Source organism: uncultured Ruegeria sp. (assembly GCF_947500045.1).
Classification (GTDB): domain Bacteria; phylum Pseudomonadota; class Alphaproteobacteria; order Rhodobacterales; family Rhodobacteraceae; genus Ruegeria.
Genome location: NZ_CANMQQ010000014.1, coordinates 105,655 through 129,322 on the forward strand (window position 1 = coordinate 105,655; position 23,668 = coordinate 129,322).

The window sequence follows — 23,668 nt, forward strand, 5'->3', positions numbered from 1 at the left end:
CGATCTCTCGCGGCGTACTAAAAGTAAAAGAGGTGCTCTCTTGCGCGAAACACTGAGTCAAAAGCTTCAAAGGTCGGAATTCGGTCACTGGATGCAACGGTTCGAAGGCTTCATGGTCTTCGTCGGTGTTGTTGGCCCTTTCGCGACATTGCCGCAGTTAATCAAGCTTTACCTCACCCACAGTGACCACGCGTCCGGTCAATCACTGCTGTCCTGGTCGCTATATGCCGGGCTGTCTTTTCTTTGGTTCATCTACGGCATTCTGGTCAAGAAACTACCGATCTATGTCGGCAACGGTATTTCGACGGTGCTCGACCTGCTGATGGTCGTCGGCATCCTGATCCACGCCGGGGTGACGTTTTAGGTAGGCATGTCTGCAAAAAAGCGGGAACCTCGCTTTAGAAGCTGACAGGTTCCCTGATGGCGCGATCAATCCGCGTCGCCGAAGTAGACAAAACTCATCTTGTTTCCCTCTGGGTCGCGCGCATAACCACCAAAGAAATTCGGGCTATATTCGGGGCGCGGTCCCGGATCACCTTCGTTTGTTCCACCGTTGGCAAGGGCTGTTGCATGGGCTTCCCGGACTTCCTCCTCGCTTTGGCACAGCAGACCGACCATGTTGCCATTTCCAACCGTCGCTGCCTCTTTGTCGAATGGCTTCGACACCCAAATGGAACCGCCACCGCGCAGCTCATAGCAGACCGCGTGCGGCAAGTATTCGGCCAAGACTTTGCCGCCGATCCGGGGCAAAACCGCGTCATAGTAAGTGCGCGTTTTGGCGACATCATTTGAGCCGATCACGACGTAGTTTAGAGACATATTTCGAATCCTAGTGTTAAGAACGTAAAGAGAACATTAGTGTGCCTACTGATCTTGTGCAATGGCATTCTGGCAGTACAGCATAGCCTGCCTAACCTTTTTGCACTTTGAACGCGGAACGGTCATAAGATTTCCTGAAGACATCTGGTGATTGGACGAGGTTGAACTTGGATTGGCGTGATCATGGCATACTCCTGACGTCTCGCCGTCATGGTGAAACGGCGGCGATAATCGAGGTTTTCACCGAAGCCCATGGCCGTCATGCGGGTGTTGTACGCGGTGGCACCAGTCGCAAGATCGCGCCCATCCTGCAACCCGGTGCACAACTGGACGTACTGTGGCGCGCCCGGCTTGAGGAACATATCGGCACCTTTCAGGTCGAACCCCTGCGGTCGCGTGCAGCGGCGGCGTTTTCCGGGCGGCTTGCGCTGTCAGGGCTGAACGCGGTGGTGGCTTTGCTGTCTTTTTGTCTGCCTGAACGTGAACCGCACCCCGCGATTTACAGGCAGACCGAACAATTGATGGACCTGCTGGGGCAGGATGAGGTTTGGCCGTTGGCCTATCTGCGATGGGAGCTGGCCTTGCTGGAGGAGCTGGGCTTCGGCCTCGATCTCTCGGCCTGCGCAGTGACAGGGGCGACCGAAGGGTTGATCTATGTCTCGCCAAAAACCGGCCGTGCGGTCAGTGCCGCGGGGGCGGGGGAATGGGCTGACAAGCTGTTGCCACTGCCACCCTGTCTGCGCAGCGAAGGGTCGGCACCAGATACCGAGATTGCCGATGCATTGCGCACGACCGGGTATTTTCTGGAAAACCATCTGGCCCCTTCACTGGGCAACACGCCTTTGCCAGATGCGCGCGCACGGTTCGTGGCGCAGTTCATTCGACGGCTTTGAACACCATTTCATGCCCATTCTCATTGCGCAGGATCAACACATCGCCTGACACTTCGGATTGGGTCATCGACATCAGCGCGGCGAAATAGAACCCCTCAGCCTCCAACCCAGCACAGGCCGCCCGGGTTGCGGCCAGATCGGCGATCTCGAACCACGGATAGGGGGCGTTCAACGTGCCCGAATAGGTGTTGCATGGGGCATTGCCCGCGATCCGCCCTTCTTCGGGAAAGCGCAACAGAGCACTTGCCTCAAAGGGTTGTCCATCGATTTCCTGCAGCGCCCATGCCTGATCCGCCGCGCCATAGGCGGCGACGGTCTCATCCTTGTCGCATTGGAACAGGGCGACAAGGGGCAGGATCAGAGCCAGACGTACCATCGCAATATCCTATCAATAGGGGTTCGCACCGGTGATCAGTTCTTCGCGCACTTCAAGGCGCGGTCGCCAGTTGTATTTGGTATCTTCACGCACTGGCGCCCAATGCAGAACGCCGCTGTTCCGCCACGGGTCGAGTATGATGCCTTCGTACATTGAATCCCCCTTGGCGCTGATCAAAGCCGAGTGGTGAATAATTCGAAACGCAGTCGGAGGCGACGTGACCCAGTGCAGGTCCAGCGTCCGGAAATTCTCTTGCTTCAGACGTGTGGACACGGCTTGTGCCCAGTCGTTGCACAGACCCTTTTCGCGAAAGCCGTTGATGATCTTGGCATTGTGAATGAGCGCCGGATCAGTGACATTCCAGTCCTGTTTAAGCTGGCTCGAATAGGAATAGGATATCTCGGCCGCGCGGCGCGCCTCAGCCGGGTCAACTTCGGGGCTGAGATTTTGGATCGCCTGTGCCAACTGGTCGACGTCGTCGGACCCGGTGACCGGAGCCATGGCGCATCCGGCGAGGGCCACACAGGTGGCCAAAACTGCGATAATGATTTTCACGCTCGATTCTCCTCTGGCCAGCGCGGGGGCTGGTTTTGGTTGACGCCGTTTAACCGATTTCTGCAGCCGATCCGAGGGGGAAGTTTCGCCCGTGCGACCACAAATCCGAGTTGTACAACACAGAAGATTGCGGCCTGAGGGTCTGTACAACACGGAAGAAAAAGAAAACCCGGCGCGAGGCCGGGTTCAGTTGGGGAAACCGCGTCGGTCCGGGTGTTACCCCAGCAACCGCCGCGCGATGACTTGTGCCTGAATTTCAGCGGCACCCTCAAAAATGTTCAGGATGCGTGCGTCGCACAGCACGCGACTGATTTTGTATTCCAGCGCAAATCCGTTGCCGCCATGGATCTGCAAACCGTTGTCTGCCGCGGCCCAAGCCACACGGGCACCCAGCAGCTTGGCCATCCCGGCCTCAAGGTCGCAGCGTTGGCCGTGGTCTTTTTCCCATGCGGAATAATAGGTTAACTGCCGCGCGATCATGATCTCAACCGCCATCATCGCCAGTTTGCCCGAAACACGCGGGAAGTTGATCAGCGATTTGCCGAACTGCTTACGGTCCTGCGCATATTGCATGGCGATGTCCAAAGCGCTCTGCGCCACACCAATGGCACGGGCGGCTGTCTGGATGCGGGCGGACTCGAAGGTTTCCATCAACTGCTTGAAACCTTTGCCTTCTTCGCCACCCAGAAGGTTTTCGCCCTTCACTTCGAAGCCATCAAAGCCCAGCTCGTATTCCTTCATGCCGCGATAACCCAGCACCTCAATCTCGCCACCGGTCATACCGGGGGTGGGGAAGGGGTTCTCATCGGTTCCAGGTGTCTTTTCAGCTAGGAACATCGACAGGCCGCGGTGATCGGTACTGTCGGGATTGGTGCGCGCCAACAGGGTCATCACATGGGTGCGCGCAGCGTGCGTGATCCATGTTTTGTTACCCGTTATCTTATAGTTACCATCCCCACCCTTGATAGCCCGCGCCCGCAGGCTGCCCAGATCTGACCCGGTGTTGGGCTCGGTAAATACGGCGGTTGGCAGGATTTCGGCGCTGGCGAGTTTCGGCAGCCAGTTGGCTTTTTGCTCATCCGTGCCACCCGCGATGATCAGTTCAGCCGCGATTTCGGACCGGGTACCCAAAGAGCCCACGCCGATATAGCCGCGCGACAGTTCCTCGGAGACCACACACATCGAGGCTTTGGACAACCCAAAGCCGCCAAATTCCTCGGGGATGGTCAGGCCGAACACACCCATTTCAGCCAGCTCTTCGATGATCTCAATCGGGATCAACTCGTCTTTGAGGTGCCATTCATGGGCATTTGGTTCAACCTTTTCCTGCGCATAGCGGCGGAACTGGTCGCGGATCATCTCCAACTCTTCGTCCAGACCCGAAGCGCCAAACATAGTGGCACCCGATTGGTCCTGCATCAGCTCAACCAGACGGGTTCTGGCGGCCTGAGAATTGGCCTGCGCCATCAGGGTTTGCACCTCACTGCACTGGAACCCAGAAAGTGCATCCCAGCCAAGGCCAAGATCTTTCAAACGAACGACTTCGCCTTGGTTCATCGGGATGCCGCCTGCGATTTGATGCAGGTATTCTCCGAATGCGATCTGATGCAGCAACTGCTCCATCTCGCCAAATTTTCCTTCAGCCTGAAGCGCCTCGGCCCAGCGTTGCATCTGTTGCAACGACTGGTGGTAGGTTGCCAGCCAGGACAGTCCATGGGCGGCTGTCTGGTGCGCTTCGATCAGCGCGCCCGAGATGCGTCCGTCGCTTGTCACCATGGCACGAACCGATGTCCGCGCCTTGTCGAATACAGATTCAACTGCGGGCAAAGCGGCCGCGCTGAGTGTCAGAAGGTCAGGCAAAACTGCTGGCTGTGTCATGTTCGTCAAATCCTGTCCGTCATGGGCCATGAATCACGTCCTTTGCTGGGTCGTTTGGTCATATCATGCTGCACGTGCAGCGCAACAAAAATACGTATTTAGCCAATAAATAGTTCAAATATTTCACATACGAATTGCGGTGCAGAAAAAACTTGAACTGATATGAAGAGCCGATGGAACTGTTTTCACTGATGTCCCTGCAAGAATTATACCTTGCCCTTGTCGTGGCATTTGTCGCGGGTTGGGTCAAAGGCATGGTCGGTTTTGCCATGCCGATGGTTCTGGTGTCGGGGCTCAGCATGATGCTGCGGCCCGAACTGGCGTTGGCGGGTTTGATCCTGCCCACGCTGGTCACCAACGGGGTACAAGCCCTGCGCGAAGGGGTGCCTGCAGCGGTGGCCTCGGTCCGTAAATTCCGGGTGTTCCTAATGGTCGGACTGGTCTGCCTGTTGGCCAGCGCGCAGTTGATCAACGTATTGTCACCCAAGGCCTTCCTGCTGATCCTCGGCGCTCCGGTCTCGTTTTTTGCACTGGTGCAACTGCTGGGGCTGAAACTTACGATGCAGGCACCTTCGTTGCGGATTGAGGTCATGGTCGGTGCTGTGGCTGGCGCTGTCGGAGGCATCTCGGGTGTGTGGGGACCGCCAACCGTGGCCTATCTGACAGCGTTGAACACCCCGAAAAAAGATCAGATGCGGGTGCAGGGGGTGATCTATGGACTGGGGGCCTTGGCACTTATTGTGGCGCATCTCGGCTCGGGTGTTTTGCGGACCGAGACGGCGGTGTTTTCTGCGCTGCTCATCATTCCGGCACTGGTTGGAATGCGTGGTGGTCAATTTCTGCAGGATCGCATTGATCAGGCCCAGTTCCGCAGGCTCACACTTTTGGTTTTGCTGATTGCCGGGCTGAACCTGCTGAGACGCGGCCTTATGGGTTAACCGCGTCTTTCGACAAGGCGGAACGCGAAGTGTAGGCCCAGCATCAGAAAGAACAGGCCTGATATGTCACCAATCAAAAAGGCGATGTATTCAACGGTTGTGCTGCCAAACGCTGTGTTGGTGAGAACTGAAACCAGAACCGAGGTCAATATCCCAACCCCCATCACGCACAGCCAGCAAGGATTACGGTCGGCGCGTGGGAACAGGTCCCAACCAACCGCTTTGCAAGCATAAAATACCGCAGGTACGATTGTCACGGCGATGGCAATCGCCAACAATCTGCTTGGGAGGAACACATCCCAGCCACCGATCATGGCAAAGACGATTACAACACCCGGCAACAGCGCAAAAATCGCACGCCACCCCAAAAGCCATGCCGACAGGACCCGCACACCATGTGGAAGGAACAGCAGGCTGGCATGGCTGGGGTATTCCGGAAAAAACATATTCTGAAGCGGCATCAGAACCTCGAAGGTGAGAAGCGATGCAACAACATAGGCCAAAGAGGCATAGAATGTATCAGAGGCCCATCTGTTCACGGGAGTCAGCCGATTTCAGATTTCAGGCGGCGATCACCTGGGTGCATGAACCAAATACCGACCGCGATTGGCGCTTCCGCTCTGCGAAAGATAACCTTTTTGCACCAGCGACTTGAGAGCGCGGAAGAATGTGGGCCGCGAGACGCTTTGAACCAGCGTGTGCTCGATCAGACCAAAGGTCCGCACCTCTTGATCGTTTTTCGACAGCTCTTCGGCTGCATAATATATGTCACGCTCGACCGGGGACAGTTCTTCCAGCCCCAGAGTGCGTTCCATGCTTTGCATCAGTTTGCGAAGTTCAGTGAGTTTCGAAATTTCAGTCATAACCTGCCTATAGTTTCCCGTGTCGAACCGAGGCACGTCAAAAGGCTATAGCCCTTGGAATACATCAATCTGACACCCATCCCCGAGTGGAAATAATCGTTACCTTCTGGGGCAGCCCGGAACGTTGTGTGAGCAAGGTCGTCCAGATCGCCCATCGTTAAAGTTTGATGGAAGCCGCAGCAATAACAACGGCCCACATCGCTTCATAGGTATGACGGGTTAGCGCAAATTGCGTGTTCTCGCAATGAACTTGTCGTGAGCGTTCGGGCGTCACAACGAAATCCCAAATGGAACGGGGCCATGTCGGCCCCGGTTCCGATCAGCCAATTGCGACGGCTTTGATATCTTCGTCAATAAAGGGCAGGTATTGCTCGAAATTCGTAGCAAACATCTGCACCAGTTTTTCAGCCTGTTTGTCGAAGGCTTGCTGGTCGTCCCAGGTGCGGCGCGGATCCAGCAAAACCTCGGGCACGCCCGGTACCGATACCGGTACATCGAAGCCGAAATTCGCATCCTTGCGGAATTCCGCGTCGGTCAGCGAACCTTCGAGTGCGGCCGTCAGCAGGGCACGGGTGGCTTTGATCGGCATCCGGCTGCCGACCCCATATGCACCACCAGTCCAGCCGGTATTCACCAGCCAACAGGTCGCTCCGTGCTGGGCAATCTTATCGCGTAGCAGGTTGCCATAGGCCTCGGGCCTGCGGGGCATGAAGGGTGCACCGAAGCAGGTCGAGAATGTGGGCTGCGGTTCGGTTACGCCACGTTCGGTCCCGGCCACCTTCGAGGTGAAGCCGGACAGGAAGTGGTACATCGCCTGAGCAGGCGTCAGCCGTGCGATCGGAGGCAGAACACCGAACGCATCACAGGTCAGCATGATGATGTTTTTGGGATGTCCGCCCATCGCCGTTTTTGACGCGTTCGAGATATACTCCAACGGATAGGCACAGCGCATATTCGCGGTCAGCGAGTCATCGTTGAAATCCAGCTCTTTGGTCTCGGGATCAAAAACCATGTTCTCGATCACGGTGCCGAACTTGCTGGTGGTTGCGTAAATTTCCGGTTCGGCCTCGGCGTTCAGATTGATCGTCTTGGCATAGCAGCCGCCTTCAAAGTTGAAGGTACCGCGATCTGACCAGCCATGCTCATCATCGCCGATCAGGGTGCGCGCAGGATCAGCCGACAAGGTGGTTTTACCTGTGCCCGACAAGCCAAAGAAGACGGCGGTATCGACCGGGTTCCCAACCGCGTGGTTCGCCGAGCAATGCATCGGCATCACGCCTTTTTCAGGCAGCATGTAGTTCAGCAGCGTAAAGACGGACTTCTTGTTCTCGCCGGCATATTCGGTGCCACCGATCAGGATCAGCTTACGGTCAAAGTTCAGCGCGATCACGGTCTCGCTTTGGCAACCGTGTTTGGCAGGGTCGGCCTGAAAGCTGGGGCAGTTGATGATGGTGAAGTCGGCAGTGAAATCGTCCAGGTCCTCACGATCCGGGCGGCGCAGCAGGTGGCGGATGAACAGATTGTGCCAGGCAAGTTCCGTGACCATGCGCACGTTGATTGAAAAGCTAGGGTCGGCCCCGCCCACGAGGTCTTGTACGAAATAGTCGCGGCCTTTCATGTGGGCCAACATATCTTCGTACAGCGCGTCGAACCCTTCGGGGGTCATGGCGGCGTTGTTTTCCCACCAGATGCTGTCGGCGACGCTGTCTGTCTTGACGACGTGTTTATCCTTGGGCGACCGGCCGGTGAACTTGCCGGTGGTGACCAGAAAGGCCCCGCCATTGCCAAGGGTGCCTTCGCCGCGCTTCAGCGCCTCTTCGATCAGCGCCGGTTCCATGAAGTTGTAATAGACATTGCCCAGACCCTCGATGCCCTGATCCTCGAGGCGGAACTGCGGGTTAACCCGTCCAGATGTCATGTGTGTCTTCTCCTGTGGCGGCGCGGGCCATGGGCCGGATGCGCCATTGGGGCAGATACCGGAATGAGTCCGGCGGTCAAGCGCCTCTTATCATGGTATTTCAGGGCATGAACAGGAGGGTTCGAGGTAGTTAGCGCAACCAAGTTCAGGTTTAGCGCCACCAAGGAATTCTTGCCGGAAAACTGGGCAGCATTTTGTGAGTTGCAAGGCATTTTTGCCGCATAGCTGCCGCAAGAATGGCACGATTCGGAGTTACGGATTGATTCGGCGCCTTAAAACCGCCAACAATACCTCATAAAAAAGCGCATTATTGCGAATGTGAGCAGGAATAGGGGTGACCCCGATGTCGAAGATTGCACTGGTGGACGACGACAGAAACATTCTGACGTCCGTGTCCATGACACTCGAAGCCGAAGGGTTTGAGGTCGAAACATATAATGATGGTCAGGCCGCGTTAGACGCGTTCAACAAGAAACTTCCGGACATGGCCGTTCTGGATATCAAGATGCCGCGGATGGACGGCATGGATTTGCTGCAAAGGCTGCGGCAGAAAACTCAGATGCCGGTTATTTTCCTAACGTCCAAAGATGACGAAATCGATGAGGTTCTGGGCCTGCGGATGGGCGCTGATGACTATGTCAAAAAGCCGTTCTCTCAGCGGCTTCTGGTCGAACGCATCCGCGCGCTGTTGCGCCGTCAGGAAGCGATCGAAGGGGATGTGACCAACGCCACGACAGGCGATACCAAGGTCATGGAACGCGGCGAATTGCGGATGGACCCGCTGCGCCATGCGGTAAGCTGGAAGGGCAACGACGTCTCTTTGACGGTTACCGAATTTCTGTTGTTGCAGGCGCTGGCGCAGCGTCCGGGCTTTGTAAAAAGCCGTGATCAGTTGATGGATGTGGCCTATGATGATCAGGTCTATGTAGATGACCGTACCATCGACAGCCATATCAAGCGCCTGCGCAAGAAAATGCGGGTTGCCGATTCTGACTTTTCGGCGATCGAAACGCTATACGGTATCGGATATCGTTATAACGAAGAATAGGCGCGGCCGTTTTAAAGGGGTGAAGGGGTCTCGTGCGCGATACTGAACAAGCCAACGAAGTGCGCGACGCGGATGTCGTTCTGGGGGATGATTGGGTCATCCCCCCAGATTCTGAGTCTGCCGAGTTGCAGGCCAAGAGATCGCGGCGAAATCTATTTTCGCTGCGATATTCACCTCTGGCGCGCCGGATCATTACCTTCAACCTTATCGCCCTGGTTATTCTGGTGGCGGGTCTGCTGTATCTGGACGATACACGCAAAGAGCGGGTTCAACAGACGGCGCAAAATCTGGTTGGGGATGCGCAGCTTGTCAGCAATGTGTTTGAAACCCAGCTGCGGCAGCCGTCAACCAGCGGCGCGGTAACGCTCGACGTGCGGGACACCCTGTCCGGGCTAAGCCTTCCGGAAGGGGGCGAGGTCTTTGTGTATGATAACACAGGTACGCTGATTGGTTGGACACGCGGAGCATCACCGAATGCCGAATTGCCGAACCTTCTGCGGCAGGAGGCCGACACGGCCTCGGGCAGTACGTTGATCAGCGATGCGCTCAATGCGGTTTGGAACGGGGTTTCCGCCGTTTTCAATAGCAAATCAGAAACTGAGACACCGACGCTGGCGCAGCGTGTACAGGAACTGATCCCGCAGACGCTGCGGGGTGGATTGCAGGTACAGGCGGTTCAGGACGACAAGGGCCAGACAGTGATCGTGGCCGTGGCCCCGATACTGGTTGACGATACGCCCGTCGGGGCTGTTGCCATGGCAGGCCCCGCAGGTGAGATCGATGCATTGGCCCGCAAAGAGCAAGAGCGCATCCTTCAGATGTTTGTCGTTGCGTTGCTGGTTTCCATTGGTCTTAGCCTCGTTCTGGCCTCGACCATTGCCAACCCTCTTGCTGATCTGGCCGCTGCTGCAGAGATGGGCAAGGATCGGGGGGCTGGGGTGAACCCGGGCCGTATCCGTATCCCCGACCTCAGTGCGCGCCCGGATGAGATTGGTCGCCTTAGTCAAGCTTTACGCGGAATGGTCACTGCGCTTTACAACCGGATTGATGCGAACGAACAGTTCGCCGCAGATGTGGCGCACGAGATCAAGAACCCACTTGCCAGCCTGCAATCTGCCGTTGGCACGATGCGTATGGTCAAACGTGACGACCAGCGCGAAAAGCTATTGGGCGTGATTGAGCATGACGTGCGCCGGCTGGATCGTCTGGTCAGCGATATCTCGAATGCCTCAAGGCTGGATGCGGAGCTGGTGAAAGAGGAAGAACAATCCTTTGATCTTCTTAATCTGCTTGGAAATATCAGCCAGTTTCTGGGCGAGGATGCCCGATCGAAAGGGATCGAGTATATCACTGATTTGCCGTCTGGTCCTATCGTGGTCAACGGGCTCGAAGCACGCCTTGCGCAAGTTTTTGTCAATCTGATTACGAATGCGATTTCCTTTTGCGAGGACAAAGACGCCATTCGCCTCTGGGTGCGGCGCCGTGACAACCGGGTGTTGGTCGTGGTTGAAGACACCGGCCCAGGCATCCCTGATCAGGCCCTGACCAAGATATTCAAGCGTTTTTACTCGCAACGCCCCGAAGAGCATTTCGGCAACAATTCAGGCCTTGGGCTGGCGATTTCGAAACAGATCGTCGAGGCGCATGGCGGCGTGATCTGGGCCGAAAATATCCGCCCGACCGAAGCCGACATCACCTCGGACCCGCTAGGTGCGCGGTTTGTGGTTGGACTGCCTGTCTAGGCCATGGGCGAGGCCCCTTTCTCTGACATTGCAGATCAGGATACAGCTTGCTTTCATGCGACATGCGTTGCGGTACGGGGCGCAGGTATATTGATCATCGGCGCGTCGGGCGCGGGAAAATCAGCGCTGGCCCTGCAGATGATGGCGCTTGGGGCGCAGCTTGTCGCTGATGATCGCGTTGATCTCCGATCGCAGGAGGACCACGTGATGGCTGCCGCTGTTCCACAGATCCAAGGATTGATCGAGGCGCGTGGGATCGGGTTGCTAAGGGCTGAAACTGCAGGGCCTGTTCCGCTCGCCTATATCGTGGACCTTGATCACACCGATCCCGCGCGGCTGCCCGAGCCCGAAGAAGTTCGACTGCTGAGGCAATCTGTTCCCTTGCTTCGGGTTGCCGGTGTACCCAATTTGGCGGCAGGACTTATTCAACTCGTGAAAATGGGGCGTGTGGCCCCGGAATGGCCGAATACATGACAGCACAACAGCGCGTCGTTCTGGTGACGGGCCCCTCGGGTGCAGGGCGTTCAACGGCGATCCATGTGCTCGAAGATCTTGGCTTTGAAGCGATTGATAACCTGCCGATGGGATTGCTGGTTCGATTGGTCGACAGTTCAGAGCCAACGCGCCCAATGGCTTTGGGTATTGATACGCGCAACCGTGATTTTTCGACGATCGGTTTCATTGAACTTGCTGCCAAGCTGGGACGGATGGAAGATGTTGAGCTGACAATTCTGTATCTGGATTGCAATGACGAGGTGCTGTTGCGCCGGTTCTCGGAAACCCGTCGTCGCCACCCGGTTGCCACGGATGCCAGCCCTGAAACCGGTGTTCGGCAAGAAAAAGAGCTGTTGGCACCGATTCGCGAGATTGCTGATACGCTTATCGACACAAGCACGCTGAATGTTCACCAACTACGTGAAGAGGTCGAGCGCTGGTTCGCCCCAAAAGGCGGGCGGCATCTGGCGGTTTCGGTCGAGTCCTTTTCGTATAAACGTGGTCTTCCGCGCGGTTTGGATATGGTGTTCGATTGCCGTTTTCTGGCAAACCCATATTGGCGGCCCGAATTGCGTGCGGCAGATGGTCGAAACGCTGATGTCGCAGCCTATGTTCAAGCAGACGCGAACTATGGCGCTTTCTTCGACCGGGTCGTCGACCTGTTGATCGAATTGCTTCCTGCATTCCGCGAGGAAGGCAAAGCGCACCTTTCGATCGCTTTTGGGTGTACGGGCGGGCAACACCGCTCGGTCGCTGTGGCAGAAGCCGTTGCAAAGGCCCTTGCGGAAGGGGGGCAGCAGGTGGCAATTAGGCACCGCGAAATGGAACGACGCGCATTGAATGTGAGGCCGGAGTGATCGGGATCGTAATTGTTGCACATGGTGGGTTGGCGCGAGAGTATTTGGCCGCCACGCAGCATGTGGTTGGAAAGCAGCCCGGGCTGGTGGCCATACCGATTGAAGCCGACCATGATCGCGACGCAAAACAGGCCGAGATCTGCCGCGCCGCAGACGAGGTGGATATGGGGGATGGCGTCGTTGTCGTGACCGATTTGTACGGCGGCAGTCCTTCGAATCTCAGCCTGCGGGCCTGCGCGCCGCAGGATCGGCGAATCCTTTACGGGGCCAATCTGCCCATGCTCATCAAACTGGCCAAAAGTCGCCACTTGCCTCTGGCCGAGGCCGTGCGTCTGGCTCTGGAAGCTGGACGAAAATACATCAATGCGCAAAATGTGACGCTGGATTGACACCGGATAAATTCATATGACGACCAAGAGTTTGAAAATTATCAACGAAAAGGGCCTGCATGCCCGCGCTTCGGCAAAGTTGGTCGAGGTGGTGGAAGGATTTGATGCTCGTGCCGAGGTGTCGCGCGACGGACTTTCTGCATCCGGAGACAGCATCATGGGCCTTTTGATGTTGGCAGCGTCGCGCGGAACCACTATTGACGTTGAGACGTCCGGCCCGGATGCTGAGGCGTTGGCAGAAGCATTGGAAACTCTGGTGAACGATAAGTTCGGTGAGGGGTTCTGACTGCCGCGATACCAAGGACGGAAAGACAAGGCAATTGGCGGAAACCACGCACGAAACAAAGACCGGCCAAGTCGCAGAGCACGACACCGACGAGGGTGAAATCTACGACCGCAGAACGCTGACCTACGCAAACTCGTTTGACGATGTCTGGACGTCTACCGCCATTCGCGCCATTGAATGGTTCACAGGAAAGCTGACCATCCTGCGCATGGTCAATAAATTTGAAAAGCAAAACGAACATTACCGGGGTCAGAAGTTCTGGGGCGGTGCGCTCAAGACGATGGGTATCGACCTGACCACGCCCGCTGAACAGATCGCCCGTATCCCGAAAGAAGGCCCAGTCGTGGTCGTTGCCAATCACCCACACGGGATGGTCGATGGGATGATCTTGGCCGAATTAATTGGTCGTACCCGCAATGACTACCGCATTCTGACGCGTTCAGTTTTGACCGGCCTGGACGAGGCCGCGACCTCTTTCATGATCCCGGTGCCATTTCCGCATGACCCCGAAGCGCAGTCAAAAATGCTGGAGATGCGCAGCAAAACCATGAAACATCTGGCTGATGGCGGGGTCGTGGCACTTTTCCCGTCCGGGGTCGTCATGTCATCCGATGACTGGTTCGGGCCAGCGTTGGAAAGGGAATGGAACGTCTTTACGGCAAAAATGATCCGCCGTTCTGGTGCAAAAATTGTTCCGATCTTCTTTCCGGGCAGCAATTCCCGATGGTACCAGATCGCAAATCGGCTTTCGCCAATTCTTCGTCAGGGCCTTTTGCTGCACGAGATCGTCCGCTCCTGCAACAAGCCACAATCCCCAGTGATCGGTGACCCAATCTCCGACGAAGATATGGCGCTGTTAGAGCGGGACCCACGTGGCTTTATGGCTTGGCTCAGAAGTCACACACTGGCGCTCGGCCCTCCCCCAAAAACCTGATCCGCCTCTTCATCTGGCCCCAAAATATCTCGGGAGGGACCCCGCGCTGTCCGCTCAAGAGAGGGCAGGCCTTCTCAAATTCTATCGCGTTGGCACAGGAACCTCGCCGCGGTAGTCATAAAACCCGCGCTCGGTCTTGCGTCCCAGCCATCCGGCTTCGACATATTTCGTCAGCAGCGGGCAAGGGCGATACTTGGTGTCTGCCAACCCATCATGCAGAACGTTCATGATTGCCAGACAGGTATCCAGCCCAATAAAATCCGCCAGTTCCAAAGGCCCCATAGGGTGGTTCGCGCCCAGTTTCATCGACTGATCAATCGATTGAACATTTCCGACCCCTTCGTAAAGCGTATAGACCGCTTCGTTGATCATCGGCATCAGGATGCGATTGACGATAAAAGCTGGAAAATCCTCGGCACTGGCCGAGGTTTTGCCAAGCCGGTCCACTACTGCCTTGCAGGCATTGAATGTGGGTTCATCAGTGGCGATACCACGGATTAGCTCAACCAGCTGCATGATCGGAACCGGGTTCATGAAATGGAAACCCATGAAGCGTTCGGGTCGGTCGGTTCGACTGGCCAGCCGGGTGATGGAAATCGACGACGTGTTTGATGTCAGGATCGTATGCGGTTGCAAATGCGGTAGCAGGTCCTCAAAAATCGCCTGTTTCACCGTCTCGCGTTCGGTTGCAGCTTCGATCACCAGATCGGTTTGTCCCAGATCAGGCAAGTTCATCGTGGTCGTGATCCGCCCCAAAGCCGCTTTCACGGCATCGTCGGTAATCTTGCCGCGCGACGCCTGCCGCACCAGATTGGTCTCGATTGTCGTGATTGCGTCATCCAGAGCGTCCTGGCTGATATCGTTGAGCAGAACATCATACTCTGCCAGCGCCATCACATGAGCGATACCGTTGCCCATCTGTCCAGCGCCGATCACTCCGACTGATTTTACGTCCATGTTCTGATGCCTTTTTTCGCAGGATGTGGCGACATTAACGGCAGTTCCGTGCGGGCGGCAAGGGGATCGGGTCAGTCAAATTCGCTTCAAATGCGCGAATTAGGGAATTCGCAAGACTTGAGGCCGCAAAATGGCAACCGGGTGAAAATTTGGGTGAGTGTGATGAGCTATCAATCGATCAACGCGGGCTGTTCCGCGGAACCGATGTGTGGATATGGGGCCTCGAAACTGCGTTTCAGAGGTCCACAGCGGGAACTTGATCGCCCGTTTGTAGCGTGTTTGGGAGGGGAAGAGACCTTTGGTCGGTTCGTCGATTCACCCTTTCCCAAGATCCTTGAGCGTCGTCTGGATCGCCGATGTCTCAATCTCGGCAGCCTGTTTTGCGGGGTCGAGGCATTGACGCAGGATGCGGGTCTGCTGGAAATCGCAAACCGCGCTGAGATTTGCGTCCTGCAAATGCCCGGTCTGTTGGGTCAATCAAACCGATACTATCGCGTGCACCCGCGCCGCAATGATCGTTTCGTCGCACCGACCGCGGATTTGGTTGCGTTGTACCCCGAGGAAGATTTCACGGATATCCACTTTGTACGACATCTTCTGACGCGCCTATGGGCACGGTCGGATGCTCGGATTGAGGTCGTGGAACAGGAATTGCGTCGGGAATGGATTGAGAAAATCAGCACGTTTCTCAGGCAGCTTTCGCCTCCGGTCGTCGTATTGAGCCTCGAAGTGGAGGATTGTGCGCTGGAATCGTTCCCCCACGAACGAGTTTCGATTGATACGGCGATGATCGATGCGATTAGACCCCATTGTGCAGCGTGCCTGGATCTTCGGGTTCAGGTCTGCGGTGAGTCTGATGAGATTGAAGACATGTTGTTTGGCACCTTGCAGCAGCCAATTGCAGAACACATGATCGGTCCAGCCACGCATCGCAAAATTGCAGAAACCTTGGCGCGCACGATTAACGATCTGTGCGATTAGACAGAAAAGGCCCGCCAATGGCGGGCCTTCCAAGATTTTTCGACGAAAAATCTCCGCCGAAGATCAGCCAAGTTTCTCGGTCAGTTCCGGTACGGCCTGGAACAGATCAGCAACCAGTCCGAAATCGGCAACCTGGAAGATCGGCGCTTCTTCGTCCTTGTTGATCGCAACAATGACCTTCGAGTCCTTCATGCCTGCAAGGTGCTGGATCGCGCCCGAGATGCCGACGGCGACATAAAGATCTGGGGCAACAACCTTACCGGTCTGACCCACCTGCCAATCGTTTGGCGCGTAACCCGAGTCAACAGCGGCGCGCGAAGCGCCCACGGCGGCTCCCAGCTTGTCAGCCAGAGCTTCGATCAGTTTGAAATCTTCTTCCGAGCCGACACCACGGCCGCCCGAGACAACGACGCCAGCCGAGGTCAGTTCCGGACGATCGCTTTCGGCCACCTTGTCCTCGACCCATTCCGACAGACCGGGTGTGTCACCGACCGAGATGGATTCGACAGCAGCCGAGCCGCCTTCGCCCGCAGCGTCAAAGCTGGCGGTCCGAATGGTGACGACTTTCTTGGCGTCTTTCGATTTCACCGTCTGGATTGCGTTGCCCGCGTAGATCGGACGCTCGAAAGTCGAACCGTCAACTACGCCGGAGGCATCCGAGATCACCATCACGTCCAGAAGTGCTGCAACGCGCGGCATCACGTTCTTGGCGTCGGTGGTGGCGGGGGCAACGATATGCTCGTACCCATCAGCCAGACCCACGATCAGGGCTGCGGTTGATTCCGCAAGACGGTGACCCAGCGAGGCATCTTCGGCAACCAGTACCTTGGACACACCATCAATCTTGGCGGCAGCCTCACCAGCAGCAGCGGCAGATCCGCCCGCCGCCAGAACCGTGATATCGCCCAGCGATTTTGTGGCCGCGACGGTCTTAGCGGTCGCGTCAAAGCTCAGTTCGCCATTGTTGACTTCGGCAAGCAGAAGTACAGCCATTACACAGCCCCCGCTTCTTTGAGTTTCCCGACCAGCTCGTCAACTGAGCCTACAATGATACCTGCAGCGCGTGCTGGCGGTTCGTCGGTCTTGACGACTTCAAGACGCGGGGTGACATCGACGCCGTAGTCTGCGGCGGTTTTCTCATCCAGCGGTTTTTTCTTCGCCTTCATGATATTGGGCAGCGACGCATAGCGCGGCTCGTTCAGGCGTAGGTCGACGGTCACGATGGTTGGCATCTTGACGCTGATAGTCTGCAGGCCGCCGTCAACCTCACGGGTGATCTTGGCACTGTCGCCTTCGATGTCCAACTCAGACGCGAAGGTGCCTTGCGACCAGCCCAGCAGGGCCGACAGCATCTGGCCGGTGGCGTTCATGTCATTATCGATCGCCTGTTTGCCCGCCAGAACGATGCCCGGCTGCTCTTCCTCGACCACTTTGGCCAGGATTTTCGCAACGGCCAGCGGCTCGATATCGGTATGCACGTCGTCAGCCGCAACAACCAGGATCGCGCGGTCCGCGCCCATGGCCAGAGCCGTCCGCAGCGTTTCCTGCGACTGCTTCACGCCGATGGAAACGGCAATGACTTCGTCAGCCTTGCCCGCTTCTTTCAGGCGGATCGCCTCTTCCACTGCAATCTCGTCGAACGGGTTCATCGACATCTTTACATTGGCGAGATCAACACCGCTGCCGTCCGCTTTCACACGAACTTTCACGTTGTAGTCGATCACGCGCTTGACAGGCACAAGTACCTTCATTTTTGCGTATGCTCCTTACAAAAACGGCAAGCCGCGCAGCGACTCCACCAATGCTCTCGTTGGCCTAGATAACGGGTCGTGATGCCCTACAACAGAGCAAAATCGTCACGTCATGGGCTCGAGACGTCGCGTTTTGGTAATTTTTCGGCAAGAAACGAAATTTAGTTTCCTTGCGATGGGTGCTTTCAGCGGTTCGCGCCCGGAACCCACAGCACATCGTCGCGCCCGCCATTGTTGGCGCAACGGGCGGCGACAAAGAACCAGTCACTGAGACGGTTGAGGTACTTCACAGCCGTTTCGTTCACCGGTTCCATATTCGTCAACTCAACCGCCAGCCGTTCGGCCCGACGCGAAACCGTCCGGCAGACATGCAAATGTGCAGCCAGACGCGAGCCGCCGGGCAGGATGAAACTGCGCAAAGGTTCCAGCGTTTCGTTCATCACATCGATCTCGGCCTCAAGCCGGTCGATCTGTGCGGCAACGATACGCAAGGGCGGGTAGTCGGCCTCGGCGTCTTTATCCATGTCGGGGCGGCAGAAATCGGCCCCCAGATCGAACAGGTCATTCTGGATGCGGGACAGGGCGGTATCGACCTGCCCGTCTGCTTCGGTTCGGGCGACGCCAACGAACGAGTTCAACTCGTCCACAGTGCCGTAGGCCGCGACGCGCCCGGAGTATTTGGCGACCCGTTCGCCATTGCCCAGCGCGGTTTTTCCGTCATCGCCAGTGCGCGTGTAGATTTTATTGAGGACGACCATTTCTCAGCCCCCCTGTCCGCGCAGGTAGACGTAGAGCACGATCAATACCACGGCGATGAACTGGAAAAGGATGCGCAGGCGCATCATCTTGTTGCTTTTCAGCGCTGCATCTTTGCCGGGTTTTCCGAAATTGGCGATGCCAAGCACCAACACGGTAACCACCGCCGCCATGGCCAATAGGAGTACAACCATCAAGAGGTCCATAGAGTCACCGTTCGCGTTTGTTATCTCAATGGCCCTGATCTAGCGTTGATCGTGTCAAAAGCGAACGGGTAATTTCGCCTCAGATGTCCGAAAGGATGCGATCTATGGTTCGGGTCGACAGGATACGGCGCAGATATCCGGCGATATAGGTGGGGGTTGTCACGTAGTATCGCGCGCGCGGGCGTTTGGATTCGACCGCATGCGCCAGCTTGGCGGTAACAGCCGACGGGGGCAGTTCGAACCTGTCGGTGCCCGAGGATTCGTAGAGGCGTTTAAGCAACTTATCCTCGTATCTCTGACGCAGGGCTGAGTTTTTCCAGTCGATAAAGCGTTCGAAAACCGGAATCGAATTTACACGAATTTTCGAGGTAACCGGGCCCGGTTCAATCAGGATGACTTTTATATCGGTGTCTCGCAATTCCAGCCGCAATGTGTCGGTCAGGCCTTCGATTGCGTATTTTGTGGCCACGTAGGCCCCGCGCCACGGAAATGCGACCAGCCCCAGAACCGATGAGTTCTGCACGATACGCCCATGCCCCTGAGCGCGCATAACGGGAATCACCTGTCGGGTCAGTTCATGCCAGCCGAACACATTCGTCTCGAAGATCAGTCGAAGCCCGTCTGTTGGAACGTCTTCAACCGCGCCGGGAAGGCCATGAGCACCATTGTTGAACAGTGCATCCAGCGTACCGCCGGTTGCTTCTAAAACCTGATGCAGGCCTGAAGTAATGCTGCTGGTGTTGGTATAGTCGATTCGGGGGCTTTCAAAGCCTTGGGCGCGCAGCCGATCACAGTCGCGCTGTTGGCGGCAGGATGCGAACACCCGCCAGCCACGCGCGCGCATCCCGTGCGCGGCATCCAGTCCGATCCCTGATGAGCAGCCTGTAATAAGTATGGATTTTTGCATGTTGCTTCCGAAACTGAACCTCGCCCCATAGGTATGGCGAGGTTCTGGTCAGGACAATGAAACAGTTACGTCAGTTTGTTGGCTTGCGAACAAGTGATGCAGAAATCCAACCCACGCTTTGCCCTGGTAGCAGCCGCAGCCGCAGCCAGCCGGTGCCCGACTCGCTTAGCACTTCAACGCGTTGACCAATGGTTGCCTTGGCTATGATCGGGTAGATCGTTCCGGGCCCGTCGCGCATGTTCACGCGCGTGCCAGAGATTTCCCGAATATCCTTTTCAGGCTCGATCACCTGAGATGTTGGCGTGACATCGTCCTGAACCTCGGTTTCCACCTGCAACAATCCCGCGGCACCATCCTCGAGCGACGCCAGAGTGAAGCTGACACCATCTTCGTCAAACGCGGAAAACTGAGACAACGGATCAGTCGCTATTTGCGAAAGAACGGCTGCGGTGTTCTCTTCGACCAGGGGTTCAGGTTCAACTCGTGCGGGGACAGCGCGCGCCGCGACGTTAGTTACCAAACCCTCTACACGCGCTGCTGGGACGGTGGCAGGTTTGGGCTCTGACACTGAGGCAACCTGAGCTGGCTGCTCAGCACGGGTTCCGCGCGGTTCGAAATCCGGGCCGCCACTCATGACGTAGAAGCTCCACCCGAGCATGGCAAAAGTAATAACAATAACGCGCATCATGGCGCACCCCCAGATCAATCGTAAAACAATAATGGCAGCAGACTTAATGACAGAGAGTTTACCATAGATGGCACTTTGAGTCGAAAACATGGGGGAAAACCGGCACTTGCCTCCCCCTGTTGCAAAAAGCCCGACTTGTCCCCAGCAAATTACGTGTCGATTGCTTTACCCGCGCGCGCTTGCGTCGTATCACATCATGTATGAATGATACGATCGACGACCCCAATATGGAGACCCCCGAGACCGGGGGCGAGATAGCCGAACCGCTGCGCCGCGCGATTGGTGAGCGTTATCTGACCTATGCGCTGTCCACCATCATGCACCGCGCGCTGCCGGATGCGCGCGACGGGCTAAAGCCGGTTCACCGGCGAATCCTCTATGCAATGCGCGAATTGCGACTCAGTGCAACGGGCGGGTTCCGTAAGTCGGCGAAAATCTCGGGCGATGTGATGGGTAACTATCACCCACATGGCGACGCCGCGATCTACGACGCGATGGCGCGCCTGGCGCAGGATTTCAACGTCCGTTACCCGCTGGTCGACGGGCAGGGGAATTTCGGCAATATCGACGGCGATAATCCCGCCGCCTCGCGATACACCGAGGCTCGGATGACCATTGTGGCCGAAGCGCTGCTGGAGGGTCTGAATGAAGACGCCGTCGATTTCCGCGATAACTATGATGGCACGCTGTCTGAACCGGTTGTGCTGCCTGCGCAATTCCCGAATCTGCTGGCGAACGGATCCAGTGGCATCGCGGTCGGCATGGCGACAAACATTCCGCCGCACAACATTTCGGAGCTGTGCGATGCTTGTTTGCATCTGATCAAAACGCCGGATGCGCGTGATGACACATTGCTGAATTACGTCCCCGGACCGGACTTCCCGACGGGTGGCGTTATTGTCGAACCGCCTGAGAACATCGCACAGGCTTATCGCACCGGGCGGGGGTCGTTCCGTCTGCGCTGTAAGTTCGAGGTGGAGGATCTGGGGCGCGGTCAATGGCAGATCGTGGTCACCGAGATCCCCTATCAGGTTCAGAAATCCAAGCTGATCGAAAAGATTGCGGAACTGATCCAGACCAAAAAAATCCCGATCCTTGCCGATGTCCGCGACGAATCTGCCGATGACATCCGCCTGATCCTTGAACCACGCTCCAAGAACGTGGACCCCGAGGTGCTGATGGGCATGCTTTATCGCAACTCGGACCTCGAGATACGGTTCAGCCTGAACATGAACGTGCTGATCGACGGCGTGACGCCCAAGGTCTGCTCGATGAAGGAAGTGCTACGCGCGTTCCTTGATCACCGGCAAGAGGTGCTGCTGCGTCGCTCGCGCCATCGCATGGCCAAGATCGACCACCGGTTGGAGGTGTTGGAAGGCTTCATCGTTGCCTTCCTGAACCTCGACCGTGTGATCGACATTATCCGATACGACGACGATCCCAAAGCCGCGTTGATGCGCGAGGATTGGGGTATTACCCATATCCGCGCCACCAGCGAGGCGGATTATGTCTCGCCCAAACCGGGCGAGGGCGAGCTGTCCGAAGTTCAGGTCGACGCCATCCTCAACATGCGTTTGCGCAGCCTGCGCCGTCTGGAAGAGATGGAGCTGGTCCGCGAACGCGACGAATTGATGCTGGAACGTGCCAATCTCGAAGACCTGCTGGCGGATCCAGCACTGCAATGGGCCAAGATCGCCGAGCAGTTGAAAGAGACCAAGAAGACCTTCGGCAAAGACTATGAAGGTGGGGCGCGGCGTACGCAGTTCGCCGAAGCAGGTCAGGTTGAAGAGGTTCCGCTGGAGGCGATGATCGACAAGGAGCCGATTACGGTCGTCTGCTCCCAGATGGGCTGGATTCGTGCCATGACCGGCCATATTGATCTAAAGCGAGAGCTGAAGTTCAAGGATGGCGACGGCCCGCGTTTCATATTCCATGCGGAAACCACGGACCGATTGTTGGTCTTCGCGTCCAATGGACGTTTCTACACCGTCAGCGCCGCCAACCTGCCTGGCGGGCGGGGCATGGGTGAACCGCTACGTCTGATCGTCGACCTTCCCAACGAGGCTCAGATCATAGACATCCTGATCCATAAGCCGGGGCGCAAGCTGCTGGTTGCCTCGGACTCGGGCAACGGTTTCATGGTGCCCGAAGATGACGTGCTGGCGCAGACCCGAAACGGCAAACAGGTTCTGAACGTCAAAGACGCTGAAACAGCGATGATCTGCAAACCGATCGATGGCGATCACGTGGCCGTTGTATCGCAAAACGGCAAGTTCCTGGTCTTCCCGACCGAAGAGCTGCCCGAAATGACCCGTGGCAAGGGCGTACGCTTGCAGAAATACAACATGGCGCGCGGGCGCCAGGGGACGCTGGAATTGGATGGTGGATTGTCGGATGTGACCACCTTCAACTGGGAAGAGGGTCTGAAATGGTCCATGGGTGGCGATAAAACCCGGCACGAGGCCGATATGTCTCAATGGTTGGCAAAGCGCGCAGGTGTTGGGAAAAAAGCACCTTATGGCTTCCCGCGCGACTATAAGTTTTCGTGATCGTGGCGCTGCATTGGTGAAATAATGCCGATACAGCTTGGCACAACCCGTACCGGTGCGCTACATCCAAAGAAAACAGGCCTATCGAGACGAGAGACATGTTGCGCATCCTGACACTGATCACCGGACTGGCCCTGATGGGCGCCTGCACCCAGACGCAAGTTTATGAAGAGCCTGAGTCGCTGGGCGAATTCAAACTGCGCGTCAACTATGCCTTTGCCGAAAAGGCCGTTCAGGGGCCGGTTTCGCGGGATGCAACTCCGGATGAATGGACTGCAGCGATCCAGAATGCAGTTGATATTCGTCTGGGCCGCTATGAGGGCGCTCAGGAATATGACATCGGTATCAGCCTGGAAGGGTACATGCTGGCCCCTCCCGGCATTCCGGTAATTTACAATCCCAAGAGCACTGCCATCGTTCTGGTGAACGTCTACGACGTGAACAAGAAAGAGTTTCTGGCCAAAGGCAAACAATTCCAGGTGCTGGAAGATACGACCGGCGGAAGTGCCCTTAAAGGGTCAGGTCATGAGCGCACAAGAGATGAGCAGATGAGCGGCCTTGCCTTGAAGGTTGCCGACCGGGTCGAAGAGTGGTTGGCTGAAGAACATAAAGACAATGGCTGGTTCGATCGCCGACCCGCCCTGATCCAGCCATTGGAAACCGAGGTTGTGACACAAAATCCGGCATCCTGACCGGGTTTTCCTTCACGATGTGCTTGATTTTCCCCTTTGAACCAAATATCTCGCGCGCGCAGATGTAACCACGGGACCAAGGGTCCCCCAAATCGCAAAAGGGCGCCTGAGGAATGGCAAAGGAAAAGTTTGAGCGTAATAAGCCGCACGTCAACATTGGAACGATTGGCCACGTTGACCACGGCAAGAC

The 23,668-nt window shown here is 56.7% G+C and carries 27 protein-coding genes; 13 read left to right on the forward strand and 14 right to left on the reverse strand.

What is annotated here, in order from left to right; genetic code table 11:
* Window positions 1-40 precede the first annotated feature (40 nt).
* Window positions 41-364 carry a SemiSWEET transporter gene (locus Q1B46_RS19320; RefSeq protein ID WP_299950744.1) on the forward strand — a complete coding sequence of 108 codons (324 nt, stop codon included), beginning with the start codon at window positions 41-43 and terminating at the stop codon, window positions 362-364.
* A 65-nt stretch (window positions 365-429) separates the two neighbouring features.
* Here Q1B46_RS19320 and Q1B46_RS19325 read toward each other — a convergent pair whose 3' ends face one another.
* Window positions 430-819 carry a VOC family protein gene (locus tag Q1B46_RS19325; protein WP_299950747.1) on the reverse strand — a complete coding sequence of 130 codons (390 nt, stop codon included), beginning with the start codon at window positions 817-819 and terminating at the stop codon, window positions 430-432.
* 167 nt (window positions 820-986) lie between these two features.
* On the opposite strand from Q1B46_RS19325, the gene recO reads away from it, so the two are divergent.
* Window positions 987-1,712: a DNA repair protein RecO gene (recO, locus tag Q1B46_RS19330; protein ID WP_299950750.1), complete on the forward strand. Its 726-nt coding sequence runs from the start codon at window positions 987-989 to the stop codon at window positions 1,710-1,712.
* Here the strand turns inward: recO and Q1B46_RS19335 are convergent.
* The 3 genes from Q1B46_RS19335 to Q1B46_RS19345 all read right to left on the reverse strand — a co-directional run bounded on the left by Q1B46_RS19335 (window position 1,696) and on the right by Q1B46_RS19345 (window position 4,551).
* Window positions 1,696-2,088 carry an META domain-containing protein gene (locus Q1B46_RS19335; RefSeq protein ID WP_299950753.1) on the reverse strand — a complete coding sequence of 131 codons (393 nt, stop codon included), beginning with the start codon at window positions 2,086-2,088 and terminating at the stop codon, window positions 1,696-1,698. The genes recO and Q1B46_RS19335 overlap by 17 nt on opposite strands.
* 12 nt (window positions 2,089-2,100) lie before the next feature.
* Window positions 2,101-2,643 (reverse strand): hypothetical protein, encoded by a 543-nt coding sequence (locus Q1B46_RS19340; RefSeq protein WP_299950756.1) that lies wholly within the window; start codon window positions 2,641-2,643, stop codon window positions 2,101-2,103.
* Between the two features lie 216 nt (window positions 2,644-2,859).
* The gene (locus tag Q1B46_RS19345; protein ID WP_299950759.1) at window positions 2,860-4,551 is read right to left on the reverse strand and encodes an acyl-CoA dehydrogenase family protein; all 1,692 of its coding nucleotides are present in this window, start codon (window positions 4,549-4,551) and stop codon (window positions 2,860-2,862) included.
* A gap of 143 nt (window positions 4,552-4,694) precedes the next feature.
* Here Q1B46_RS19345 and Q1B46_RS19350 point away from each other — a divergent pair, with 143 nt between their 5' ends.
* Window positions 4,695-5,459 (forward strand): sulfite exporter TauE/SafE family protein, encoded by a 765-nt coding sequence (locus Q1B46_RS19350; protein ID WP_299950762.1) that lies wholly within the window; start codon window positions 4,695-4,697, stop codon window positions 5,457-5,459.
* Here the strand turns inward: Q1B46_RS19350 and Q1B46_RS19355 are convergent.
* From Q1B46_RS19355 to Q1B46_RS19365, 3 genes are all read right to left on the reverse strand, one after another.
* On the reverse strand, window positions 5,456-5,998 hold the full coding sequence (locus tag Q1B46_RS19355; RefSeq protein WP_299950765.1) for a hypothetical protein: 543 nt from the start codon (window positions 5,996-5,998) through the stop codon (window positions 5,456-5,458). The genes Q1B46_RS19350 and Q1B46_RS19355 overlap by 4 nt on opposite strands.
* 33 nt (window positions 5,999-6,031) lie before the next feature.
* Entirely contained in the window at window positions 6,032-6,274 is a 243-nt protein-coding gene (locus Q1B46_RS19360) for a hypothetical protein (RefSeq protein ID WP_299950768.1), read from the reverse strand.
* Window positions 6,275-6,641: 367 nt separating this feature from the next.
* Window positions 6,642-8,240, reverse strand: a complete 1,599-nt coding sequence (locus tag Q1B46_RS19365) for a phosphoenolpyruvate carboxykinase (protein WP_299950771.1) — start codon at window positions 8,238-8,240, stop codon at window positions 6,642-6,644.
* Between the two features lie 343 nt (window positions 8,241-8,583).
* Between Q1B46_RS19365 and Q1B46_RS19370 the strand changes: the two genes are divergently transcribed.
* The 7 genes from Q1B46_RS19370 to Q1B46_RS19400 are packed head-to-tail and all read left to right on the forward strand — an operon-like array spanning window position 8,584 to window position 13,991.
* The gene (locus tag Q1B46_RS19370; RefSeq protein WP_299667043.1) at window positions 8,584-9,288 is read left to right on the forward strand and encodes a response regulator transcription factor; all 705 of its coding nucleotides are present in this window, start codon (window positions 8,584-8,586) and stop codon (window positions 9,286-9,288) included.
* Window positions 9,289-9,320: 32 nt separating this feature from the next.
* The gene (locus tag Q1B46_RS19375) at window positions 9,321-11,030 is read left to right on the forward strand and encodes a sensor histidine kinase (protein WP_299950774.1); all 1,710 of its coding nucleotides are present in this window, start codon (window positions 9,321-9,323) and stop codon (window positions 11,028-11,030) included.
* Window positions 11,031-11,033: 3 nt separating this feature from the next.
* A complete protein-coding gene (locus tag Q1B46_RS19380; RefSeq protein ID WP_299950777.1) occupies window positions 11,034-11,504 on the forward strand; it encodes an HPr kinase/phosphorylase in 471 nt (156 codons plus the stop codon).
* Window positions 11,501-12,382 (forward strand): RNase adapter RapZ, encoded by an 882-nt coding sequence (rapZ, locus tag Q1B46_RS19385; protein WP_299950780.1) that lies wholly within the window; start codon window positions 11,501-11,503, stop codon window positions 12,380-12,382. Before Q1B46_RS19380 ends, rapZ begins: the two co-directional genes overlap by 4 nt.
* Window positions 12,379-12,771, forward strand: coding sequence for a PTS fructose transporter subunit IIA (locus Q1B46_RS19390; protein ID WP_299667051.1), 393 nt, complete (start codon window positions 12,379-12,381; stop codon window positions 12,769-12,771). The genes rapZ and Q1B46_RS19390 overlap by 4 nt, the downstream gene beginning before the upstream one ends.
* Before the next feature lie 16 nt (window positions 12,772-12,787).
* A complete protein-coding gene (locus tag Q1B46_RS19395; RefSeq protein WP_010437721.1) occupies window positions 12,788-13,057 on the forward strand; it encodes an HPr family phosphocarrier protein in 270 nt (89 codons plus the stop codon).
* Between the two features lie 34 nt (window positions 13,058-13,091).
* Window positions 13,092-13,991, forward strand: coding sequence for a lysophospholipid acyltransferase family protein (locus Q1B46_RS19400; RefSeq protein WP_299950784.1), 900 nt, complete (start codon window positions 13,092-13,094; stop codon window positions 13,989-13,991).
* Between the two features lie 81 nt (window positions 13,992-14,072).
* On the opposite strand, the gene Q1B46_RS19405 is transcribed toward Q1B46_RS19400, so the two are convergent.
* Window positions 14,073-14,948: a 3-hydroxybutyryl-CoA dehydrogenase gene (locus tag Q1B46_RS19405; RefSeq protein WP_299950786.1), complete on the reverse strand. Its 876-nt coding sequence runs from the start codon at window positions 14,946-14,948 to the stop codon at window positions 14,073-14,075.
* A gap of 162 nt (window positions 14,949-15,110) precedes the next feature.
* Between Q1B46_RS19405 and Q1B46_RS19410 the strand changes: the two genes are divergently transcribed.
* A complete protein-coding gene (locus Q1B46_RS19410) occupies window positions 15,111-15,929 on the forward strand; it encodes a DUF6473 family protein (RefSeq protein ID WP_299950788.1) in 819 nt (272 codons plus the stop codon).
* 63 nt (window positions 15,930-15,992) lie between these two features.
* Here the strand turns inward: Q1B46_RS19410 and Q1B46_RS19415 are convergent, their stop codons facing one another.
* The 6 genes from Q1B46_RS19415 to Q1B46_RS19440 all read right to left on the reverse strand — a co-directional run bounded on the left by Q1B46_RS19415 (window position 15,993) and on the right by Q1B46_RS19440 (window position 20,237).
* Window positions 15,993-16,922, reverse strand: a complete 930-nt coding sequence (locus Q1B46_RS19415) for an FAD-binding protein (RefSeq protein ID WP_299950790.1) — start codon at window positions 16,920-16,922, stop codon at window positions 15,993-15,995.
* The gene (locus tag Q1B46_RS19420) at window positions 16,922-17,680 is read right to left on the reverse strand and encodes an electron transfer flavoprotein subunit beta/FixA family protein (protein ID WP_299950793.1); all 759 of its coding nucleotides are present in this window, start codon (window positions 17,678-17,680) and stop codon (window positions 16,922-16,924) included. The genes Q1B46_RS19415 and Q1B46_RS19420 overlap by 1 nt, the downstream gene beginning before the upstream one ends.
* Window positions 17,681-17,865: 185 nt before the next feature.
* Window positions 17,866-18,438: a cob(I)yrinic acid a,c-diamide adenosyltransferase gene (locus Q1B46_RS19425; RefSeq protein WP_299950796.1), complete on the reverse strand. Its 573-nt coding sequence runs from the start codon at window positions 18,436-18,438 to the stop codon at window positions 17,866-17,868.
* A 3-nt stretch (window positions 18,439-18,441) separates the two neighbouring features.
* Window positions 18,442-18,642 carry a twin transmembrane helix small protein gene (locus Q1B46_RS19430; RefSeq protein ID WP_299667068.1) on the reverse strand — a complete coding sequence of 67 codons (201 nt, stop codon included), beginning with the start codon at window positions 18,640-18,642 and terminating at the stop codon, window positions 18,442-18,444.
* Between the two features lie 79 nt (window positions 18,643-18,721).
* Window positions 18,722-19,549: an SDR family NAD(P)-dependent oxidoreductase gene (locus Q1B46_RS19435; RefSeq protein ID WP_299950800.1), complete on the reverse strand. Its 828-nt coding sequence runs from the start codon at window positions 19,547-19,549 to the stop codon at window positions 18,722-18,724.
* Between the two features lie 70 nt (window positions 19,550-19,619).
* Window positions 19,620-20,237 carry an SH3 domain-containing protein gene (locus tag Q1B46_RS19440; protein ID WP_299950803.1) on the reverse strand — a complete coding sequence of 206 codons (618 nt, stop codon included), beginning with the start codon at window positions 20,235-20,237 and terminating at the stop codon, window positions 19,620-19,622.
* 200 nt (window positions 20,238-20,437) lie between these two features.
* Between Q1B46_RS19440 and Q1B46_RS19445 the strand changes: the two genes are divergently transcribed.
* On the forward strand, window positions 20,438-22,786 hold the full coding sequence (locus tag Q1B46_RS19445) for a DNA topoisomerase IV subunit A (RefSeq protein ID WP_299950806.1): 2,349 nt from the start codon (window positions 20,438-20,440) through the stop codon (window positions 22,784-22,786).
* Between the two features lie 98 nt (window positions 22,787-22,884).
* On the forward strand, window positions 22,885-23,478 hold the full coding sequence (locus Q1B46_RS19450; protein WP_299950810.1) for a hypothetical protein: 594 nt from the start codon (window positions 22,885-22,887) through the stop codon (window positions 23,476-23,478).
* The last annotated feature ends 190 nt before the right edge of the window (window positions 23,479-23,668 follow it).

What these genes read in the sequence shown, in the direction of transcription:
- Q1B46_RS19425 (WP_299950796.1), bottom strand. Translation starts at nt 18,438, where the DNA reads ATGGTCGTCCTCAATAAAATCTACACGCGCACTGGCGATGACGGAAAA.
- Q1B46_RS19380 (WP_299950777.1), top strand. Translation starts at nt 11,034, where the DNA reads ATGGGCGAGGCCCCTTTCTCTGACATTGCAGATCAGGATACAGCTTGC.
- Q1B46_RS19325 (WP_299950747.1), bottom strand. Translation starts at nt 819, where the DNA reads ATGTCTCTAAACTACGTCGTGATCGGCTCAAATGATGTCGCCAAAACG.
- Q1B46_RS19335 (WP_299950753.1), bottom strand. Translation starts at nt 2,088, where the DNA reads ATGGTACGTCTGGCTCTGATCCTGCCCCTTGTCGCCCTGTTCCAATGC.
- Q1B46_RS19445 (WP_299950806.1), top strand. Translation starts at nt 20,438, where the DNA reads ATGAATGATACGATCGACGACCCCAATATGGAGACCCCCGAGACCGGG.
- Q1B46_RS19345 (WP_299950759.1), bottom strand. Translation starts at nt 4,551, where the DNA reads ATGGCCCATGACGGACAGGATTTGACGAACATGACACAGCCAGCAGTT.
- Q1B46_RS19395 (WP_010437721.1), top strand. Translation starts at nt 12,788, where the DNA reads ATGACGACCAAGAGTTTGAAAATTATCAACGAAAAGGGCCTGCATGCC.
- Q1B46_RS19405 (WP_299950786.1), bottom strand. Translation starts at nt 14,948, where the DNA reads ATGGACGTAAAATCAGTCGGAGTGATCGGCGCTGGACAGATGGGCAAC.
- Q1B46_RS19350 (WP_299950762.1), top strand. Translation starts at nt 4,695, where the DNA reads ATGGAACTGTTTTCACTGATGTCCCTGCAAGAATTATACCTTGCCCTT.
- Q1B46_RS19370 (WP_299667043.1), top strand. Translation starts at nt 8,584, where the DNA reads ATGTCGAAGATTGCACTGGTGGACGACGACAGAAACATTCTGACGTCC.
- Q1B46_RS19450 (WP_299950810.1), top strand. Translation starts at nt 22,885, where the DNA reads ATGTTGCGCATCCTGACACTGATCACCGGACTGGCCCTGATGGGCGCC.
- Q1B46_RS19420 (WP_299950793.1), bottom strand. Translation starts at nt 17,680, where the DNA reads ATGAAGGTACTTGTGCCTGTCAAGCGCGTGATCGACTACAACGTGAAA.
- Q1B46_RS19415 (WP_299950790.1), bottom strand. Translation starts at nt 16,922, where the DNA reads ATGGCTGTACTTCTGCTTGCCGAAGTCAACAATGGCGAACTGAGCTTT.
- Q1B46_RS19410 (WP_299950788.1), top strand. Translation starts at nt 15,111, where the DNA reads ATGAGCTATCAATCGATCAACGCGGGCTGTTCCGCGGAACCGATGTGT.
- Q1B46_RS19365 (WP_299950771.1), bottom strand. Translation starts at nt 8,240, where the DNA reads ATGACATCTGGACGGGTTAACCCGCAGTTCCGCCTCGAGGATCAGGGC.
- Q1B46_RS19430 (WP_299667068.1), bottom strand. Translation starts at nt 18,642, where the DNA reads ATGGACCTCTTGATGGTTGTACTCCTATTGGCCATGGCGGCGGTGGTT.
- Q1B46_RS19440 (WP_299950803.1), bottom strand. Translation starts at nt 20,237, where the DNA reads ATGATGCGCGTTATTGTTATTACTTTTGCCATGCTCGGGTGGAGCTTC.
- Q1B46_RS19360 (WP_299950768.1), bottom strand. Translation starts at nt 6,274, where the DNA reads ATGGAACGCACTCTGGGGCTGGAAGAACTGTCCCCGGTCGAGCGTGAC.
- Q1B46_RS19435 (WP_299950800.1), bottom strand. Translation starts at nt 19,549, where the DNA reads ATGCAAAAATCCATACTTATTACAGGCTGCTCATCAGGGATCGGACTG.
- rapZ (WP_299950780.1), top strand. Translation starts at nt 11,501, where the DNA reads ATGACAGCACAACAGCGCGTCGTTCTGGTGACGGGCCCCTCGGGTGCA.